Annotated in this window: 14 protein-coding genes; 4 read left to right on the plus strand and 10 right to left on the minus strand. The window is 45.3% G+C overall.

Translation table 11 applies throughout. The annotated features are described in order from the left end of the window. The 3 genes from K2I50_RS06635 to K2I50_RS06645 all read right to left on the minus strand — a co-directional run. A partial coding sequence (locus K2I50_RS06635; protein ID WP_301025451.1) for an NTP transferase domain-containing protein occupies positions 1-285 on the minus strand: 285 nt, incomplete at its 3' end. A 202-nt stretch (positions 286-487) separates the two neighbouring features. Continuing rightward, complete coding sequence (locus K2I50_RS06640; protein ID WP_301025452.1) at positions 488-2023, minus strand: hypothetical protein; 1536 nt, start codon at positions 2021-2023, stop codon at positions 488-490. Between the two features lie 380 nt (positions 2024-2403). Next, the gene (locus K2I50_RS06645) at positions 2404-3402 is read right to left on the minus strand and encodes a malate dehydrogenase (protein ID WP_301025454.1); all 999 of its coding nucleotides are present in this window, start codon (positions 3400-3402) and stop codon (positions 2404-2406) included. Positions 3403-4054: 652 nt separating this feature from the next. Between K2I50_RS06645 and K2I50_RS06650 the strand changes: the two genes are divergently transcribed. The 4 genes from K2I50_RS06650 to lysA all read left to right on the plus strand — a co-directional run bounded on the left by K2I50_RS06650 (position 4055) and on the right by lysA (position 10240). Next, positions 4055-5002, plus strand: coding sequence for a cation diffusion facilitator family transporter (locus K2I50_RS06650; RefSeq protein WP_301025456.1), 948 nt, complete (start codon positions 4055-4057; stop codon positions 5000-5002). A 19-nt stretch (positions 5003-5021) separates the two neighbouring features. Next, positions 5022-7526, plus strand: coding sequence for a heavy metal translocating P-type ATPase (locus K2I50_RS06655; RefSeq protein ID WP_301025457.1), 2505 nt, complete (start codon positions 5022-5024; stop codon positions 7524-7526). Positions 7527-7764: 238 nt separating this feature from the next. Then, complete coding sequence (locus tag K2I50_RS06660; protein WP_301025459.1) at positions 7765-9081, plus strand: aspartate kinase; 1317 nt, start codon at positions 7765-7767, stop codon at positions 9079-9081. 13 nt (positions 9082-9094) lie between these two features. Next, a complete protein-coding gene (lysA, locus tag K2I50_RS06665) occupies positions 9095-10240 on the plus strand; it encodes a diaminopimelate decarboxylase (protein ID WP_301025460.1) in 1146 nt (381 codons plus the stop codon). 99 nt (positions 10241-10339) lie between these two features. Here the strand turns inward: lysA and K2I50_RS06670 are convergent, their stop codons facing one another. The 7 genes from K2I50_RS06670 to porT form a co-directional block, all read right to left on the minus strand. Next, complete coding sequence (locus K2I50_RS06670; protein WP_526022962.1) at positions 10340-11386, minus strand: family 43 glycosylhydrolase; 1047 nt, start codon at positions 11384-11386, stop codon at positions 10340-10342. Between the two features lie 253 nt (positions 11387-11639). Then, a complete protein-coding gene (gene porN, locus K2I50_RS06675) occupies positions 11640-12806 on the minus strand; it encodes a type IX secretion system ring subunit PorN/GldN (protein WP_301025462.1) in 1167 nt (388 codons plus the stop codon). Between the two features lie 34 nt (positions 12807-12840). Next, on the minus strand, positions 12841-14409 hold the full coding sequence (gene porM / locus K2I50_RS06680) for a type IX secretion system motor protein PorM/GldM (protein WP_301025463.1): 1569 nt from the start codon (positions 14407-14409) through the stop codon (positions 12841-12843). A 23-nt stretch (positions 14410-14432) separates the two neighbouring features. Continuing rightward, a complete protein-coding gene (gene porL, locus K2I50_RS06685; protein ID WP_301025465.1) occupies positions 14433-15317 on the minus strand; it encodes a type IX secretion system motor protein PorL/GldL in 885 nt (294 codons plus the stop codon). 60 nt (positions 15318-15377) lie between these two features. After that, complete coding sequence (porK, locus tag K2I50_RS06690) at positions 15378-16823, minus strand: T9SS ring complex lipoprotein PorK/GldK (protein ID WP_526022963.1); 1446 nt, start codon at positions 16821-16823, stop codon at positions 15378-15380. A gap of 10 nt (positions 16824-16833) precedes the next feature. Continuing rightward, positions 16834-17823, minus strand: a complete 990-nt coding sequence (locus K2I50_RS06695; protein ID WP_301025467.1) for a PorP/SprF family type IX secretion system membrane protein — start codon at positions 17821-17823, stop codon at positions 16834-16836. 6 nt (positions 17824-17829) lie between these two features. Further along, positions 17830-18561 carry a type IX secretion/gliding motility protein PorT/SprT gene (porT, locus tag K2I50_RS06700; RefSeq protein ID WP_526022964.1) on the minus strand — a complete coding sequence of 244 codons (732 nt, stop codon included), beginning with the start codon at positions 18559-18561 and terminating at the stop codon, positions 17830-17832. Between the last annotated feature and the right edge of the window lie 436 nt (positions 18562-18997).

Consider the following 18997-nt stretch of genomic DNA (forward strand, 5'->3'; position numbering starts at 1 on the left):
TCCTCGTGCAAGCCATAACGAGTATATATTATTTGTCTTATCATATACTCGGTTTTCTACAAACTCGATATTCCAGTCTGGATAGCTTTTGGTCAGATAATTTTTTAAATTCTGACCCTCATAACCAATTACGATTATTATACGGGATAATTCCAACTTTGATAACTGGCTTAACATTCGGTCTATAAGACGAATACCATTTACCTCAAGCATACACTTGGTATTGTTGGCTGTAAATTCGCCTAAACGACGGCCCATTCCGGCCGCTAAGATAATAGCTTGCATATATTTAGTATTATTATTCGACTTGAATCCAATCTCTTATATCTTTCAAGGAATGCCATAACGTAATCCCCTAATTATTATGAGTATCAGATGTTGAATTAGGATGATGATAAAAGGCGGCTTATTTATATAGTATAGCCGTGATCCTATAAAATAAATAGGAATTAAGATATCGGTGTGTTGTTGAGTGATGTTGCTTGGATTATCCGATATGGAGGTAGTCGGAAGTCAGCTCGGGGTAGAGCCGTAGGTCGGAGTCGGGGATAGGGGAGAGGAAAGTTTCATCGAATGTTTCTTCCCAGGTGAGATAGTCGGACGCAGAGAGGCGTATTGAGAAGCGGCGCAATTCAGGGCCGGAGTGAGTGGCTGGTACAGTTTCCGCGGTCGTCATGGAAGATAAGTCAGTGTCCTCTACCGGCTGACTGATGCTTGATGCTCCGGTGGTAGAGGTGGAGGAAACTGGGGCATGCGCTTTGCTAATCCAGCCTACGAGTCCCGCACGTGGGCCGGCGACTATGCGTACGGGTATTCCAGGCGAAAAATCTGCACGGCGTTCTATTTTTGGAGTGAGATCCGGGGAGAATATACCTATTGCATTCTGGAAGCGCTGCATACTTCGGTCGGGTATGCGAGCATAGTCGCTTTCGCTGCTGTTAGTATTGCGGTAGCACCATGCCATGTGGCCGATGGTGGAGAATAAGGGTCGCAGGTCGCGCTGTAGCGCCTTGAAAAACAGTATATCGGCGATATATGGCCTTGAGTCGAATGTGAGTTTGCGGCCGGTGCGGCGTGCGATTTCCTGACATGGATAGAAGTATTCCTGCACCATTGGGGCTGTGCCTGATTTGCGCAGATGCTGTCGTATGGCAGTCGGGGTGATGCCGTTGCGGAGACGCATGGCATACCATGCGGGCCGGTTAGTGTTGATATAGTCGGCTACATAGCATGTGATGTCGTGAATTTCTTCAGGAAAGAGGGTGGACGGTTTTATGAATCTTAACCAACTGTGACTCTCCGGGATGTAGGAGATGCATGCGTGGATTTCTTCAGCGCATATGCCACACTCGAGCGCGCATGCAATCCATAGCGACAATGCCGTGTCGGGAGTGACTGCTATCTTTTCCAGGCCTGTGAGACTGTTTGCCACAGTTTCGATTTTGCGTAACATGGACTCTGAGCCATTGGCTATCTCTTCAGCAGGAAATGGGAATGCACGGCGGCAGTGAGGTTTGCGGTGGGCCACGGACAGAGCGACTGCCTGGGGAGGCAGTGTTGCAGAGTCGAGGTTGCGCGGAAGCGTGATTACATCTTCAATACATGTACCGCGTGTATATATCATGAAGAGGAAAGCGTCGAGATATAGCTGTTGCACGGCGTTAAGTCGTCTTGTGTCTGATGCAAGGCGTTTTACCGTACTTGCTTCGGTCTGATGCTCTTCGCTTGTGTCTGTCGATTGGCTTATTTCCCGTAGTAGATTTGCAAATAGTCCGGCTGAATTGCCGTCGGAAGTGTCGGCTACGGACTCATACACGCTGTGGAGGCTCTGCACATATCTTTTTATTGTCAGCGGCGACATGCCGTTGCGGAATAGTTGCGCCACCCATGCTCTCAACTGTTCTTCAAGCGAGATGCAGTCGAGTGGGGCCAGACGGTTGAATGAGGCAATGCTCTTCATGGCCATCTCGCCAAGCGGACTATCGATGTTGTACGGAATATTTGCGAAACAGACTGTCTGCATAGTCTGATAATCAACAGGTTGTTGGCCGACATGCGCGAACATTTGCGTCATGTCCATATACTATCTCTCTTCTCCCGGCTATCGATTTCGCTGCTGCGAGAACCGTATAGTCAGAGTGTGATGAATGTGGGCGAGAGTAGTTCGGCCAACCTCTGTAAAATGGAACAAACACTTGCGTTACAGGGTGTTTGGTGCTGTGATGCAATGCACACCACTTGATTTTCGGTTACAAAGGTAGAAATTTAATATTATCTATGCAACCTGATTTGTCTGCTTTTGTTCTGTAGGCCTACAGATTTTAACGGTAATACAAAAACAGTCAGCCATATAGCTGACTGGAGCTATATGGCTGAAAAAATGTTAGAGTTGGAAGTCTTTATTTATAGATTGGGGTTGATTTCTTTCCACTTGCTGATAGGTGGAATGATACCAAGCTGGATTACTTCGTCGCGGAGCTTACAGAGATGATGGTAGCTCTGGTCAAGCTCTTTCTTTTCTTTGGGAGTACCATTGACCGGATGTACGGTAACACCGTTCTTATCTACGGTAGTCTCCATTGCCATCATTATATGGTTGTATGTGCCGTTGTCAACATATGTGCCGACAGGCCATGTGAAAGCCTTTCCGCCCATTGCAGCGGCAACCATCTCAATCGACAGATAGGCCGGACTCTGGAATGATGAACGGCCACGAAGGTCGATTATATTCTTTCCGCCCTGTACGACACGTTGTCTCATCTCTTCCCATTCCTGGGTGGGGAGCGCTTTAGTGCCGATAATCTCCGACAGCGGCTGTCCGGCAACCGTAGTGGTAGAGGCGAATACTGCCATCTGCTCTCCATGTCCTCCGTAAGTACGGGAGTTGACTATTTCATCGGCCGGGATGTGGAAGTACTTTGATAATTCGCTGCGCAGACGTGTGCTGTCAAGCGCGGCGAGGGTTGATACCTGCGATGGCTTCAACCCGGAGTAAATCAATGTAACAAGGCCCGTGATATCAGCGGGGTTGAATACTACGACTACATGCTTTACGTCAGGACAATAGCTACGGATATCCTTGCCCAACTGCTCGGCAATCTGGGCATTGCCTTTAAGTAGGTCTTCTCGAGTCATGCCGGCCTTTCTGGCTGCGCCTCCGGAAGATACAATGTATTTGGCATCCTTGAATGCAGTTGCGATATCTGAAGTGAAAGTAAAGTTGATACCCTTGAAACCACAGTGATACATTTCTTCTACGACACCTTCAAGTCCGGGAGCATATGTATCGTACAGGCATATGTTAGGTGTAAGCCTCATCATGGCTGCTGTCTGTGCCATGTTAGAGCCAATCATGCCGGCAGCGCCGACAATTACCAGTTTTTCATCAGTTAAAAAGTCCATAGTTAATATTTTTAGGTCTGTTTTGGGGCTTGTGCTGTTGGAGACACACATGGCCTCAGATTATTTTCAGGTATAACATGTATAGTGTCTAAAAAGTTCATCATGTAAGTAAGTCGTAAAAATTATTACGTATATGAATACTTTTAAAACTTTATATTTCAGGCGGAGCCTTTTTGCCGCTTTTCCCTCTCTTAGTCAGTCATGTAGCTCTCTACACTTCTTCCTCATCGAGGAAAAATCCATCAAAAATCCTCTCGCTGGAAATATAAAATAATTTTTATGACTTACTTAAAAAAAAAGAAGGCGTGCGGGGAACAATCCTGACACGCCCTCAACTCACACATTTATCGATTCTCCAAAAGTTTTCGTTGCTACACCAATTGTATATAGGGGAGTTTTCCCTATATTCTTTAACAGTAAGTCCGCATACAAATTATGATGTTGACTGTATTATACCGGACTTCGACTGTAGAACAACCGAACGAGTGGTTATAGTTCAGTGCATTAACATAATTAACACGGTTATTTACAACATCTTAAACTCTCTTAACGAATAGTAGCCGAATACTCGTAGAGTTTGCAACGTTGTTGCACTGTTGTTGTTATATCTTTGCATTCGCAAGAAAATAATTAATGAGTTATGAATACGACTATGCACCAACATAAACCGCATGCATCTGGACACGATACCTACCACGACCATCATGAGCATGCCCATAAGATTTCAACGGATAGCGACGGACGCTTGAAACGTGCATTTAAATTTGGCATATGGCTCAATGCCGGATATGTCGTGCTTGAGGCATTGTTTGGCTTTATGTACGATTCTATGGGGCTTCTGTCTGATGCAGGCCATAATCTGAGCGATATATTTTCGCTCATTGTGGCGCTCGTGGCTTTCAAGGTAGCAAAAAACAAGCCTACAGCGCGTTTCACATATGGATTTCGCCGTGCTACAGTGAATGCATCGGTTGTCAATGCCATTATATTATATGTAGCGGTAATACTTATACTTATCGAAAGTATCAGCAAATTGCTTCATCCATCGGAAGTTGACGGCGACATTGTCGCATGGGTTGCCGGCGTCGGGGTGTTGATTAATGGCATTACGGCATGGCTGTTTATGAAAGACAGTCATAGCGACCTCAATGTGCGTGGCGCCTTTCTTCATATGGCTGCCGATGCTCTTGTATCAGTGGGAGTTGTCATCAGTGGCATAGTCATAATGAGCACCGGATGGACACTTATTGACCCTATAGTTGGCATCATCATTGCACTGTTGATAGCGTATGGCTCATATGGCATGCTACGTGAAAGCATTTGTCTTGCATTCGACGGAGTGCCGCATGGCGTTGATTCTACAAAAGTCATGAATGCGATTTCCGGTGTTGACGGAGTCGTATCCGTGCATCATCTTCACATTTGGGCACTGAGTACGACAGAGATAGCTATGACGGTACATGTCATTGTAAATGACGCAGCATCCGTCGACAGAATAATATGCGATGTACGGCATCTTGTGGCCGGCATGGGCATCGCTCATGCTACAATTGAGGCTGAGACATCTGAAATAGACTGCAATTCTTGTTCATGTGAATGATTAGTGTTAATTTTATTGTATGAATACAGATAAATCTCAAGATAAACTCAGCGGTAATTTTGAATTGAGGGGTATGAGCTGCGCCTCATGTGCTGCTCGTATTGAGCGCACATTGAAAAAGCATCCCGGCGTCAGCGAAGTATCGGTCAACTATGCGGCAGCCACTGCAAAAGTCGAATGGGATCCTGCACAGACCGATTCAGATTCATTATGCCACGCTGTCAAAGATGTCGGATATGAAATGTTGGCTGCACGTGATGTGGCTGATTCCGACGATAACGTTGCACAACTGCATTATCTGGCATTACGGCGTAAGATGATATGGGCTATAGTGCTATCATTGCCGGTCGTAGTCATTGGCATGGGATTCATGCACTGGATTCCGGGACAGTGGATTTCTTTCGGATTGTCTACAGCGGTATTGTTCGGGATGGGTGGACAGTTCTTTACCAGTGCATTCCGCCAGTTACGCCACCGCTCATGCAATATGGATACACTTGTTGCCCTTTCAACAGGCATTGCATGGGCGTTCAGTGTGTCAAATCTATTTTTCCCTCAGTTTTGGCGTGCCCACGGGATTGAGCCTCATGTATATTTTGAAGCTGCTTCGGTAATAATTGCATTCATACTGATTGGTCGTACTTTGGAGGCACGTGCAAAAGAAGGCACAACATCTGCCATACGGAAACTCATGGGATTACGTCCTAAATCAGTTGTCCGAATCAATACCGATGGAGTTGGAGAAGAAGTTGCGATTGATGATATAGTTTCAGGAGATATACTTCTGGTTCGGCCTGGCGAGCGAATTCCCGCCGATGGAAGTGTTATTTCGGGCCATTCATTCGTTGATGAAAGCATGTTGAGTGGCGAGCCGGTGCCTGTAGAGAAAAATATTGACTCGAAACTGTATGCCGGCACCATAAATGCCAATGGAACATTGCAGTTCAGAGCTGATACCGTAGGGTCTGATACCTTGCTTTCTAAAATTATACGCATGGTTCAGGATGCGCAGGGCTCAAAGCCTCCGGTACAAAAGCTCGTCGACAGGATTGCGTCATATTTTGTACCTGTGATTATAATATTGGCTGTAATATCATTTTTTGTATGGCTGTTTGCTGATGCTCATGGCGGCCTAATTCATGGTGTGCTCGCATTAGTTACTGTACTTATTATCGCATGTCCTTGTGCTTTGGGACTTGCTACCCCGACTGCAATCATGGTCGGGGTAGGGCGTGCCGCAACCAACGGAATACTCATCAAAGACGCTCGTGCTATTGAGTCGGCACCGACAATCGACACAGTAGTCCTTGATAAGACCGGAACTATAACCCAAGGACATCCTGAGATAAAACATATTGAATGGATAGCTTCGGCACCATCTAACGCGGCTGCCATACTGGCGTCAATGGAGCGCCTGTCGGATCATCCTATCGCGATTGCTATCGCAAACGGATTGCAATCGCCCCAGCATGTTGATATTTCCAATTTTGAGAATATGCCTGGATATGGAGTAAAAGGGTGTGTTGACGGCAAAATCTGGCTTATAGGAAATAAAAAGATGCTCCTAAAACATAATGTAGTTATTCCCACCGAACTTCAGGCTCATTCTGAATCTCTGGAAGCCGATGCGGCTACAGTAATATGGGTGGCATGTGGTCCTGCTGCAATAGGTATTGTAGCTGTAAGCGACCCGATTCGAACAACTTCTGCCGATGCCATTTCCGATATGAAACGAATGGGACTTGACGTGTGGCTGCTTACCGGTGACAATGAGACAACAGCAGCTGCAGTAGCCCGAATCGCAGGTGTATCTAACTGGCGCGCCTCTATGTTGCCACAGGATAAGGCGAAATTTATCGAATTATTACAGCACAAATATAACCGCAAGGTTGCAATGGTAGGCGATGGAATTAATGACAGCGCAGCTTTAGCTACTGCGACTCTGGGGATTGCCATGGGGCAGGGAAGCGACATTGCAATGGATGTTGCAGGCATGACCATCATATCATCCGATTTGCGACGCATACCGATTGCCATTGGACTTTCCCGACTGACTTTGCATACAATCCGGCAAAATCTTTTCTGGGCTTTCATCTACAATGTAAGCGCAATCCCGGTGGCAGCAGGTGTGCTTTATCCCTTATGCGGATTCTTGATGAATCCTATGATTGCAGGTGCGGCGATGGCTTTTAGTAGCGTGAGCGTGGTCACTAATTCATTATTATTAAAACGCAGACACATTACATTACCGACAGTCAGACATCATCTGACACCTGTCGAAAAATCAGATTTAACACCACAAACATATAAAATCATGAAGAGAGAATACAAAGTATCAGGAATGATGTGCGGCCATTGCCGTGCTCATGTAGAGAAAGCATTGAATTCAATTTCAGGAGTCAAGGCAACGGTGACACTTGACCCTCCTGTAGCGACTGTGGAATTTACCGATGCCGAACTCCCGATAAGTTCACTTCAGGCTGTTGTAAACGATAAAGCCGGAGAATATCAGCTTAGCGAATAACCTGCGAGCTCAAATTAAAGGAGCGAATATAGACTCTTGGACAGTCAATATTCGCTCCGTTCTTTATTCAGGATTTTGTTTAGAGTGTTCTTGCTTCAAGATTTCTTGCATGGAGTGTCTTTCAACTCCAAAGTTTTTCGTAACTTTGCAGACAATATATACTGGTTTTAATAATCTCAAGTATACATACTTTGGGAAAATAAAGGCCGTGTTTTAATTATCATTTAAGATTACAAGGATGAACGTAATGAAATTTGGCGGCACTTCTGTGGGTTCAGCCCATCGCATAAAAGAAGTTGCCGGGCTTGTTACTCAGCGAGGAAAGAACATCGTAGTTCTGTCTGCGATGTCAGGAACCACCAATACACTTGTTGAAATATCTGAATATCTGTACAAACGCAATATCGATGGAGCCAAAGAGACTATCAATAAACTTGAAGGCTCATATATGCGTACAATCAGCGAACTTTATAGCTCGGATGCGGCGCGCGAAGATGCCACTCGAGAAATAAAGTCATGTTTCAACTATATCCGTACGTTCACAAAAGATATTTTTACTCTTTTTGAAGAGAAAGAGATTCTAGCCCAGGGCGAACTTATGTCAACAGCAATGTTCAACGTATATCTACGCTATGAACTTGGCGTGAATTCCGTATTGCTGCCTGCGCTTGATTTCATGCGCACCGATAAAAATGCTGAGCCCGACGCGCAGTATATCCGGCAGAAACTTACCGCTCTGCTTGAGAAGCATCATGATGCCGACCTTTACATCACCCAAGGATATATCTGTCGTAATGCTTATGGGGAGATTGACAATCTTCAGCGTGGAGGAAGCGATTATACCGCCTCTCTGATTGGTGCGGCCATAAATGCCGGTGAGATAGAAATCTGGACAGATATCGATGGAATGCATAACAACGACCCACGTTTTGTCCAGGATACCGCTCCCGTACATGAATTGCACTTTGAAGAAGCTGCCGAACTTGCTTATTTTGGTGCCAAAATACTTCATCCGACATGTGTACTCCCGGCAAAGCTCAACAATATTCCGGTGCGGCTGCTCAATACCATGCAACCCGATGCAAAAGGCACTCTGATACACAATTATCAGACCCCGAAGACTATCAAGGCTGTTGCGGCAAAAGACAATATCACAGCCATAAAAATAAAATCCGGACGAATGCTTCTTGCTTACGGCTTCCTGCGCAAGGTATTTGAGGTATTTGAGACATATCAGACTCCTATTGATATGATTGCGACCTCGGAAGTCGGGGTTTCACTGACTATTGACAATGAACGCAATCTTGATGGAATACTCGATGATTTACGCAAGTTCGGAACTGTAACCATCGACCGTGACATGGTTATTATCTGTGTGGTTGGCGATCTCGAATGGCAGAATTGCGGTTTTGAAGCAGAGGCACTTGATGCCCTTAAAGATATCCCTGTGCGTATGATTTCGTACGGTGGTAGCAACTACAATATTTCGTTCCTTATACGCAAAGAGGACAAGGTGAAAGCGTTGAATCTTCTCAGTGAACGGTTGTTCCGATAATGCAACTTGATATATGGCACAGTTTCCCATATCGGAGTTTCAAAAGCATACGACTCCTTTTTATTACTATGACCGTGGTGTTCTTGACAACACCCTCAAGGCAATTAATGATAGGATAGGCCAATCGCCTTACCACGTACATTATGCATTGAAAGCAAACACGAATCCGACACTCCTTGCCTCTATCGTTGCGGCCGGATTCGGTGCTGACTGTGTGAGCGTCGGTGAAGTCAAGGCTGCGTTAAAAGCCGGATTTCCTGCGGATAAGATATTCTTTGCAGGTGTCGGCAAGAGCGATTCGGAAATTGATTTCGCTCTTGATGCACACATTGGCTGTTTTAATGTAGAATCTCTGCCGGAACTGAAGTTGATTGCAGAGATGGCCTCAAACAAGTCAGTCATAGCAAATGTGGCTTTGCGGGTAAATCCCAATATTGACGCACACACACACCATTATATTACTACCGGCCTCGAAGAGAATAAATTCGGGATAGCATTGGAAATGCTTGATGAAGCAATCTCAGCATGCTTAAGGCTTCCTAATATCCGTTTGCGTGGATTACATTTCCATATAGGGTCTCAGATTACTTATATGGAGCCGTATCGGATACTTTGTGAACGCGTCGGACAACTCATAGAAAACTACTCTACCCAAGGCATACATTTCGATATAATCAATGTTGGAGGTGGCCTTGGTGTTGACTATGATGACCCTGATTCTCATTTAATTCCAGAGTTTGATAAATTCTTCGACATATTCCGTAATAATATGAAACTTGCACCCGGGCAGCAGCTGCACTTCGAACTCGGTCGATCAGTGGTGGCTCAGTGCGGGTCCCTTATTACACGAGTATTGTATGTCAAGGAAGGCATAGGAAAAAAATTCATCATAGTAGATGCCGGCATGACCGATCTTATCCGTCCAGCCCTTTATGGCGCACATCATAAGATTGAAAATCTGACCTCTGAATCCTCCCTGACTGATGAATATGATGTTGTAGGCCCGATATGCGAGTCCAGCGATTGCTTTGGCAAAGATGAGATACTTCCTATTACCCAACGAGGCGACATATTGGCTTTGCGCTCAGCCGGGGCATATGGTGAAGTTATGGCAATGGGCTATAACATGCGGCCAATCCCTACCTCTGTGACTTCTTGATATTTGAATAACTTTCGAATAATAAAATAGATGACCATACCCGGTGTTCTTCTGGTATGGTCATCTATTTTTGTTATTAAGGGTAGATTTTGCGACCTCTTATTTGGCCGTTTTAGGGCTGACATATGGTCCGGAGGCGGCCGGTTTGTCTGTGACTATAGGACTTCTGGTTACTACTTCCAATATTTCACCATCAGGCCCATAGAAAAGTTCGTCAACACATATGCTGCGCAGGTTTCCTCGGCCTGAAAGTGACTGGTTATGATAGAACGCATAGTTATGTCCCTTGTATTCAACAACCGAGCCATGTGATGTGTCACAACCTGTAGGCTGGAGATATATCCCTCCGTAAGACCATGGCCCAAGTGGCGATTCACTTGACGCCCAATGCAAACGATTAGCCCCTCGGCCGTTTTCAGCATGATTGTCGGCATAGGTGAGATAATATTTACCATTGTGCTTGTGTACCCATGTGGCTTCATGAAAGTCGGTAAGTCCCTCCATTTTACGGAGAGGTTCGGCAAGCTCTATCATATTATCTTTAAGACGAGCTCCGACGCATCGGCCGCCTCCGCCATAATAAAAATATGCTTTGCCATCATCATCAACAAATACACATGGGTCAATCATGGCAAATACATCATCCTCCATTCCTGTCATTGTCATCGGACTGTCGAGGACTTTGAAATCTGATGCAGGTTTGTCACTTACAGCAATTCCTACACGCCATGTGTTGTTCCAATCGGTTCCTGAGGGGTGGGGGAAATAAAAATAATATTTGCCATTTTTGTAAGCACAGTCAGGAGCCCACATGAACCCTCCTTCCGGACGCCCCCATGCGACATCTCCTGAATTAAGTATTTCTCCATGATCAGTCCAATTGACCATATCATTGGTTGAGAATACATGATAACGATCCATTCGGTCGCATCCTGCAGGCGGGTCTATATCATGGGACGCATAAATATAAAGCCTTCCATCTTCCCATACATGGGCCGATGGATCGGCAGTATACATGTGGGTTATAAACGGATTATCGGCAAGTTGTAGTGGTGTCTGTGGACCAGTATTCTTTGATGACGAGCAACTCTGCATCATACCTGCCACAGCAGATGCAATAACACAGTAACTAAAAAATCGTTTCATAACTTGATATATTATAATAGTATGTATAATTCCGATAACTATATTGCCGGAATAAATGAAGTCCGGCATGCTCAATGAAGTAACAGACGGGGAGAGTATTTAATTGTCATAACTTCCTCTGATACTTACCGACAAAAGTACAAAATAAATTCGGATGATAAAAAACATTGCAGGTTTTCTTATCCCCGAATTAAAGGAATAAAAAGGGCGATGGCTTAAGATTCCACAACCATCGCCCCTTATTCTGGACTTATCATTTGCGACGACGCACAGAGCGCGTTGCCGATGACTTTGTTGCTTTGGGCTTTGATTTCTTCACCTTAGTCGTTTTCGTTTTGGATGCTGATGACGATTTCTGCCCGCGACGAGATGTGACCGCACGTCGCGATGATGACTTGGGAGCAGAAGCAACAGTCTCGTCGCGCGACGCTATGGTATCACCGGCTGCAATACGCTCGCGCTCTTCAGCCATAAGAGCGAGTTCTTCACGTGATGGCACCCACATTTTCTTCTCATAATTTGTAAGATAGTTCTGAATACTATCCTGGGCGTGACGTAAATCATCAGGATCGGGATACATCTGCATCATTGACAAATTGCGCAGATTTCGGGTTTTATAGATATCTCCTTCATATAGCCCGAGAGTAAAGAAATCATCATAAGTGTATGATGCGAGATTATTGTCGTCATCAATGAATATTGACTGCTGGGCGAGATATGGACGGAGTTTATCCATTTTTATCCAGAACATTGGATATTTTACAGCCTCGCCGCCAAAATCTCCTGCCCGATGAAGTACCGGGCATATTGCATCAACAGTAGTGCGCATGCGGTTGGAGCGCTTGTCAAGCTCCCATCGCTCAAGAAGGTAGTAGGAGAGTACCTCGTTGGTTGGGACATCGCTCTCCTCTATTGCAAATCGAGGATTTTTCTCAGTAGACCCTTTTGCTTCTGTGTATATTACGTGGAAACGATCAAGCATATCGCGTACCTTTATCCGATATTGGTCGTTGAAAATTTCTCGCCCGTCAAGGTACTCGTATCCATCGAGTTGCCCGTCAGCGACCAGACGCATTATAATACGGAACAGATTTTCCTGACCGTCGATTATTTCTTCCGGATAATAAAGAGGTGCATTCTTTACTTTGTCGAGGTCAACCTGGCGGTATACTATCTTCATCCACTGTGCATCGGCATCACTACGGGCAGGCTCTTCATAGAACTGCTGCATGCGCTCGGTAACTCCTGATGCACTTTTGCGAGCATCATTACGGGCATCTTCACGGGCACGTCTAATGATAGCCGATGACGTAGATTGTGATTGCGCGCTCTGAGGCTGCTGAGCCGTTGTGTCAAATGCGACGAGGGCCACAGCCATCGAGCCGAGCAGAATATGAATATGTCGATTTGATGGTTTCATATCAAATAATTTGTTGAGTCAGGAAAGTGGGGGATTAATTTACGATGACTTCCATCGGTGCCAGATCACGTTCTATGCCGTCAGGACCGATTGCTTTTACACGCGATATATAGAATCTTTTTCCTCGCTGCAAACGGCGAAATGAGTCTTTCTGACGCTGTGAGAATTGTGATCCTTGCGATACTTCAGGGATTGCATTTCCCATTGAATCGAAAAATACAGTTTCAAAACTGAGCACACGATAGTTAACGTTAAGCAGATCATCATCAATAGCAGCCTCAATGCCCGGAGCCTGCAAAAGAAGCGTTTTAGGAAATGGCTTGCTCCCCTTGTAGCGTTCCTGATGACCTTTGGAATCAGTGTATGTGATAAAAGGTGCCGGATCAGGAAGTTTACGCACACGGAACGAAGTAGTTGCTACTGTCTGGGAACGCCCGTCAATATTGGCCGTTACAGTCACGACCGCTTCTGTACCGACTTTTCCGGGGCGTGCAACCCACGAATTTCCGTGTCGGGACAATGTGCCGTTTGTCATACTGGCAGAAATTGCCGATGGTGCGATACCCGGCACTGATATACTCATCGGATTGTCAATGCCGGCGTAAAGGACGTTCATCATCGTTGCCGATATTGTAGCAGTGGGCTCAATTACCGTGTAGCTTGACTCAAAATCATGGCGCGTTACCGTACCATCGCCATGCGGCACCTCCAGATAGCCGGAGTACTCAAAGTTGCCGGTCGATGATGCGAGTGTTTCGAATAACCCACGGTCATTATCCAGTTGTTTACCGTTGATATAGATAGTAGGTCGTTGGGTGGTGTCGACGGCCGCCAACACTATATTGGCTGAATATCGGCTTCCACGCATTACATTGCGCGACTGAGGTATGACAAAAGCATTCAGTTCGTTTACGCGAACGTCACCTGCATCTACATTGGCTAATAATGTGGACAAGGCCTCACCCTCTGCATATCGTATATCGCTCTGCAGTTTGGTCAGCAGTGTGATTGCAGCGATTACCGGTTTATTCTCAAACATCGCTTCCTCCCACAACTGGGGTGTAACAGTGCCACGGCGTATGATCTGCTCAGTCGATAACGAGCGCATCACATTATTGCGTTTGAGCGAATCACTCATAAGCGAGGCAATGTAATTCCGATAATAATCGATGGTACTGCGCAAATGCTTTCCTTTGGCACTCCCCGGAGACAGCATTACAATAGATGCGGCGTCAAGGTTATCCTGGTTAAGGATATTGGCGAGATTGGCGTTGTTGCCATCAGCTTCGATTGCAATCGCCATTTTCAGAGTGTCTATGAGACCATAGACACGAGATGTAGTGGAGCGCACTTCTGCAGCTTTATCACGCCATGCCGCACCCTTTTCCGGATTCTGTTCGGCAAATGCCTCAAGGCGACGATATACGGCCTCATTGCGTTGGTCAACAGTGGCGTTGCTTCGTGCGAGACCCTCCTCAACCTGTCCGAAGCCATCAAGCACATCTGACGATACATTGAGAGCCAGCATAGCTGTCAATACAATGTACATCAGATTGATCATCTTCTGACGTGGTGAAAGAGAGCGTGTATTGTTGCTTCCCATGTTGGGTGTCGTGAAAGGTTAAGTTAACGGATAGGGGGCATGGATTCCGGCATTGTCTGAGACGGATTTGCCTGAGTCTGGTGTGCTCCCATTGGGTTATACATGTTGATGGTCATGGCATGCAGCATCTTTTCGTATACTTGATTGAGTTGCTGCATGTATCGGGCCATTTTCTCAGTCTCCTCGCAATATCGTTCGCTCATGGCCGACGACTTCTCATACATATCACGTATATCCTTGATGCCACGGTTTACACGGTCAATTGAATCGAGCTGAGAGCTGACACTCTTCAACTGGATTTCATATATTGTGTTCAGGCCTGCGATATTACGGTTAAGAGCCTGCATTTCCTCAACATATCCTGTAGAGCTTCGTGTAATGTTCTCAGAGTTCTCTGTAATGGCTTTATATGACTGAAGTAATACTTCACTGACATTGTTCAGAGATTCCGTTGTTTGGCGCAACTGATTCATCTGCTGTGAAAGAGCTGCAATCTGCGCCATATATTCATCAGTAGAGGCACCTTCGGGAAGACCTGCAAGTTGAGAGTTGCCCTTCAACGGCATTCCTCCTGTTGCATTAGTGCCATTAGTACCGATGACTATGCCGCCGCCATTCTGAAACTCCGGGCGGTCATCAGGATTTTTTGTGCTCAATACCGGAAATACTTCCTCCCAATGATATTCACGAGGTGGCCGGTCAAAGGCTGTAAGTATAAACATTATTACTTCCGTACCCATGCCTATGGAGAGCAGAGTACTGCCTCCGGGGAGATGTAAAATCTTGAACAGAGCGCCCCATATTACGATGGCTGCTCCGATTGAGTATGCGAAGTTGAAGAAGCGTTGTCCCTTTTCACCTGATAGGAAACGCTCTATGCTGTTTTTATATCGTTTTATCTTTCCCATTGTAGTTGGCGGTGATATGATTTTTGCGGTATGATTCAATTGTAATAGAGGAGCTAAATCTTATTTTTGCTTCTGACCTTGTCCTTTGGCAAAACCAATCTGGGTACGGACATTGCGGAAGCCAATATACGAACGTTGCTCATTCTGATACTCCCACATTCTCAAATCAGAACGCACATTGTGGGCAACATCCTTCCATGAACCTCCTCGTACAATCTTTCGCTTCATTTTATAGGGATCCTCTATGGCTGCATCGTAACGGTATTCCGGATTGAGATCGGAGGTGAGTTTCCCAACACTTTCCGTATAGGCTGTAGAAGTCCATTCACTTACATTTCCAGCCATGTCATAAAGCCCGAAATCATTTGGTGAATAAGTGCCGACCCGAGAGGTTATGATATGCCCGTCGCGAGAATAATTGCCTTCATCCGGCTTGAAGTTGGCATAGAAGCATCCCTTATCCTCGGTAAGCGGCAGATTGCCATCCCATGGATACACATTTTCATTGTTCCCGGCGCGAGCGGCATATTCCCATTCCGCTTCTGTCGGGAGACGATACGGTTCCACATAGATGCCGTCCTTACCGAGCGATCGTCTAAGGAACTCTGTACGCCAGTGACTGAAAGCATTAGCCTGTTCCCAGCTTACGCCGACCACAGGATAGTCATTGTAGCCGCCGTGGGAGAAATACAGACGCACGTAGGGCTCGTTGTAAGCATTCTCAAAATCATTTATCCACGCAGTAGTGTCAGGATATATATTGACTATATAGGTATTGACAAAGTCATAATCGCCCGACAGAGCCCGAGATATTGTCTGGCGTACGATGTCGCCTTCATCATTTATGTATGCGGTGTCTTTTGATATTACAGGCAATGTGGTGTCTATCGGCCTGTCGGTATTATAATCACGGCGAGCAGGATTCATGCGGTTTTTGCGTTTTGCAGCCTCGGTATGATTATATATCTCGTAGCGATAGTTGAGTTGCTCTGAATCGAGCTCCTTCACTCCTGTAATCGGATTGATACGATACACACTCTCTATTGCGCGAGCCTCATCTTCCGATGGATTGCGCCAAGGAATCGCCTTGTTCCAGTTCAGATATGGTTTTACGGGATTGCCCTCGCGGTCTTCCTCAATCTTAAATTCCTCATTTCCACCATACGCAGGATCTGCGAGACGCTCGCGGATAATGGAGTCGCGCACCCAATGTACGAACTGCTTGTATTTGCCATTGGTGACTTCAGTCTCGTCCATCCAAAAACCGTCAACACTTATCCCACGGGCATCAGCACGGAGATTCCATGCGCTGTCGGCCTTGGCCGGACCGACTTTCATAGAACCACGGTCAATAAGAACCATACCATAAGGTGTTGGTTCGGTCCACGATGTGCCGCTTACTCCGGTCACTTCGCCCCCCATGCTGCTATGGCTTCCCAAGGCACATGACGCGACTATAGGGGTTATGATTATGGCGGTTAATAGATGATTCTGTATCTTATCCATAACTTAAAAGTTACATTATTCGTATGCTTTTGTGTCTATGCTTGTTCTTCTCTCCGAGGTCAAGTTTCATGCTATAGCCGAGCCATATTTCATGACTACCGGAGCTTGCTTTAGCTATGTCGCTTATTGGATAATCATAGCTATAGCCTACATAAAAGTTTTTGAAATAGGCTCCAAGCAGTAATGCTACTGCATCATTATAGCGATATGCCAATCCCCCGTAGAAGAAACGATTATATTGCAGTTTTGCAGTAACTTCCGCTGTCGTAAACGTAAAATCAGTCTTTACTAATACGGAAGGCTGCAATTCAAATAACGTATTTTTTATTGGAATATTGCCACCTCCCATGAAATAGAAGTTACATCCGGCCTGAAATTCGTATTGCTTCGCATCCGTACCGTCTGTCGACATTTTCACTGTAGGCTGGTTTATGTGGGTTGCGGAAATACCGGCCCAGAATAACCTGTGGGTATAGTATGCGCCTAAACTTATATCAAAAGCCGTGCCATGCACGTCGGTAGTAGGTATGGCATCGTCGGCGCTCTGATGATAGTCGTTGTCATCAGGTAGTATCACTTCCGAGCCACGAAATGACTCGTCGAAAAGGCCTATGCGTGCACCAATGGATAGTTCACCTTTAAGTAACCGCAGTTTATAAGCTCCCATAGCTCCAAGCGTAAGGTTATTGTATAGCCCCATACTCTCTTGCTGCATCACGAGGCCGACGCCAATCCTTTTCCCAAATAGTTTCACCGGCATGTCGGCATTGGCAAGAAAAGTTTTGGGAGCTTTGGGTATGCCCATCCATTGCAGGCGTGAGCCACCTCTTATCCTCAGGTAGTCGGTAAGTCCGATGGCTGCCGGATTATAATAGGAAGGAACTTCCATATATTGTGTGAAGCCGGCATCAACCTGGGCCGCAGATTCGACAGATATTGCCGACAGCAATATTCCCGCAGCAACAATCCGCTTTATATGACAAATCAGTGAACGGATCATCTTGTTTTACTCAAAGTAGAATGTAAGTACCACCATTTGTTGGCGAACCTTTGATAGTGATTGGGTGAACTTGAGGCGATCCGGATCATCATCAAGATCCGGTCGATTTCGCTTTAGCAGGTCGGTAAGTCCGATGCAAAATTTTATTTCCGGAGCAAACTTGAAATATGGCAGATATAAGTCGCAGCCAAATCCTATCGAGAGGAGTATATCGGAAGATTTAAGCTGTATAATATCGCGATTACGGCGTTTGGCCACATCAAATGTCGGCATTACTCCTGCCAACATATATGGGCGCACGTTATGCAGACGTATGGCATTATACTTCAAATCGAGAGGCATGACAATATATGTCGACTTTATATCCTGCTGCTCAATTGCGCCCGATGTATTGTCAAGCATTTTTACTGTACGGTTGCCAAAATACATGCCCGGAGTAAAACGAAGACTGAAATATTCATTTAGCCTGAGATCAAACAAGCCATTTACACAAAATCCAGGAGAATACGATGGCTGATCCATAAACCAGGCCTCGCCATTTTCAGTGACAAACCCATTATGGGTAAGCCCGAGAGTAGGAACAAACAATCCCACCGAAAATCCCATGTGCCAATGCCGTAAATCAGTATATGGCCTGTTGAGCACCTTATCATTTCGCTGGGCGTTGAGAGTAGCGCTTCCAATGAATATCATAAGCGCTATACATATAATATTTAATATGTGACGTCGTGTTTGCATCTATGGGTAGTAACGACATAATTTATCTCATTATTGTATGTGCATAGATTAAATAGACTCGTATATCCATTTTTGAGAGTATCAAAGCAAAAATTGTTTAAGTACAAAAAAGAAGAGATGTCTCACGACATCTCTTCCCGTTTAAACCTTTATCTTAATCTAATACTATGAAAAACACACTTGCAAAGGTAGCGGTATTTTATGATTCATGCAAGCATCAACAATGCCGTTTAACAATAATTAATGTAAATTTCCAAACGTGAAGCCCATCGCCAATTCTTATAAATATGCATTAGGAAATATAAAAAGCCAACTGTTAATTTCAAGTTTGCAGATTTTAGATATATTCATTAGCAGAGGGGGCTATATCAACTAAGCCGCAAGGCTAAATCCTTTCATAGCCGCAAAAACTAATGGGAGTATACATTTTTAACAT

The sequence above is a fragment of the Muribaculum sp. genome (assembly GCF_029051885.1).
In the GTDB taxonomy this organism is placed as follows: Bacteria; Bacteroidota; Bacteroidia; order Bacteroidales; family Muribaculaceae; genus Muribaculum.

What these genes read in the sequence shown, in the direction of transcription:
- porK (WP_526022963.1), bottom strand. Translation starts at nt 16,823, where the DNA reads ATGGATAAGATACAGAATCATCTATTAACCGCCATAATCATAACCCCT.
- porN (WP_301025462.1), bottom strand. Translation starts at nt 12,806, where the DNA reads ATGAAACCATCAAATCGACATATTCATATTCTGCTCGGCTCGATGGCT.
- porT (WP_526022964.1), bottom strand. Translation starts at nt 18,561, where the DNA reads ATGCAAACACGACGTCACATATTAAATATTATATGTATAGCGCTTATG.
- K2I50_RS06670 (WP_526022962.1), bottom strand. Translation starts at nt 11,386, where the DNA reads ATGAAACGATTTTTTAGTTACTGTGTTATTGCATCTGCTGTGGCAGGT.
- porM (WP_301025463.1), bottom strand. Translation starts at nt 14,409, where the DNA reads ATGGGAAGCAACAATACACGCTCTCTTTCACCACGTCAGAAGATGATC.
- K2I50_RS06640 (WP_301025452.1), bottom strand. Translation starts at nt 2,023, where the DNA reads ATGCAGACAGTCTGTTTCGCAAATATTCCGTACAACATCGATAGTCCG.
- K2I50_RS06660 (WP_301025459.1), top strand. Translation starts at nt 7,765, where the DNA reads ATGAACGTAATGAAATTTGGCGGCACTTCTGTGGGTTCAGCCCATCGC.
- K2I50_RS06655 (WP_301025457.1), top strand. Translation starts at nt 5,022, where the DNA reads ATGAATACAGATAAATCTCAAGATAAACTCAGCGGTAATTTTGAATTG.
- K2I50_RS06650 (WP_301025456.1), top strand. Translation starts at nt 4,055, where the DNA reads ATGCACCAACATAAACCGCATGCATCTGGACACGATACCTACCACGAC.
- K2I50_RS06645 (WP_301025454.1), bottom strand. Translation starts at nt 3,402, where the DNA reads ATGGACTTTTTAACTGATGAAAAACTGGTAATTGTCGGCGCTGCCGGC.
- K2I50_RS06695 (WP_301025467.1), bottom strand. Translation starts at nt 17,823, where the DNA reads ATGATCCGTTCACTGATTTGTCATATAAAGCGGATTGTTGCTGCGGGA.
- porL (WP_301025465.1), bottom strand. Translation starts at nt 15,317, where the DNA reads ATGGGAAAGATAAAACGATATAAAAACAGCATAGAGCGTTTCCTATCA.
- lysA (WP_301025460.1), top strand. Translation starts at nt 9,095, where the DNA reads ATGGCACAGTTTCCCATATCGGAGTTTCAAAAGCATACGACTCCTTTT.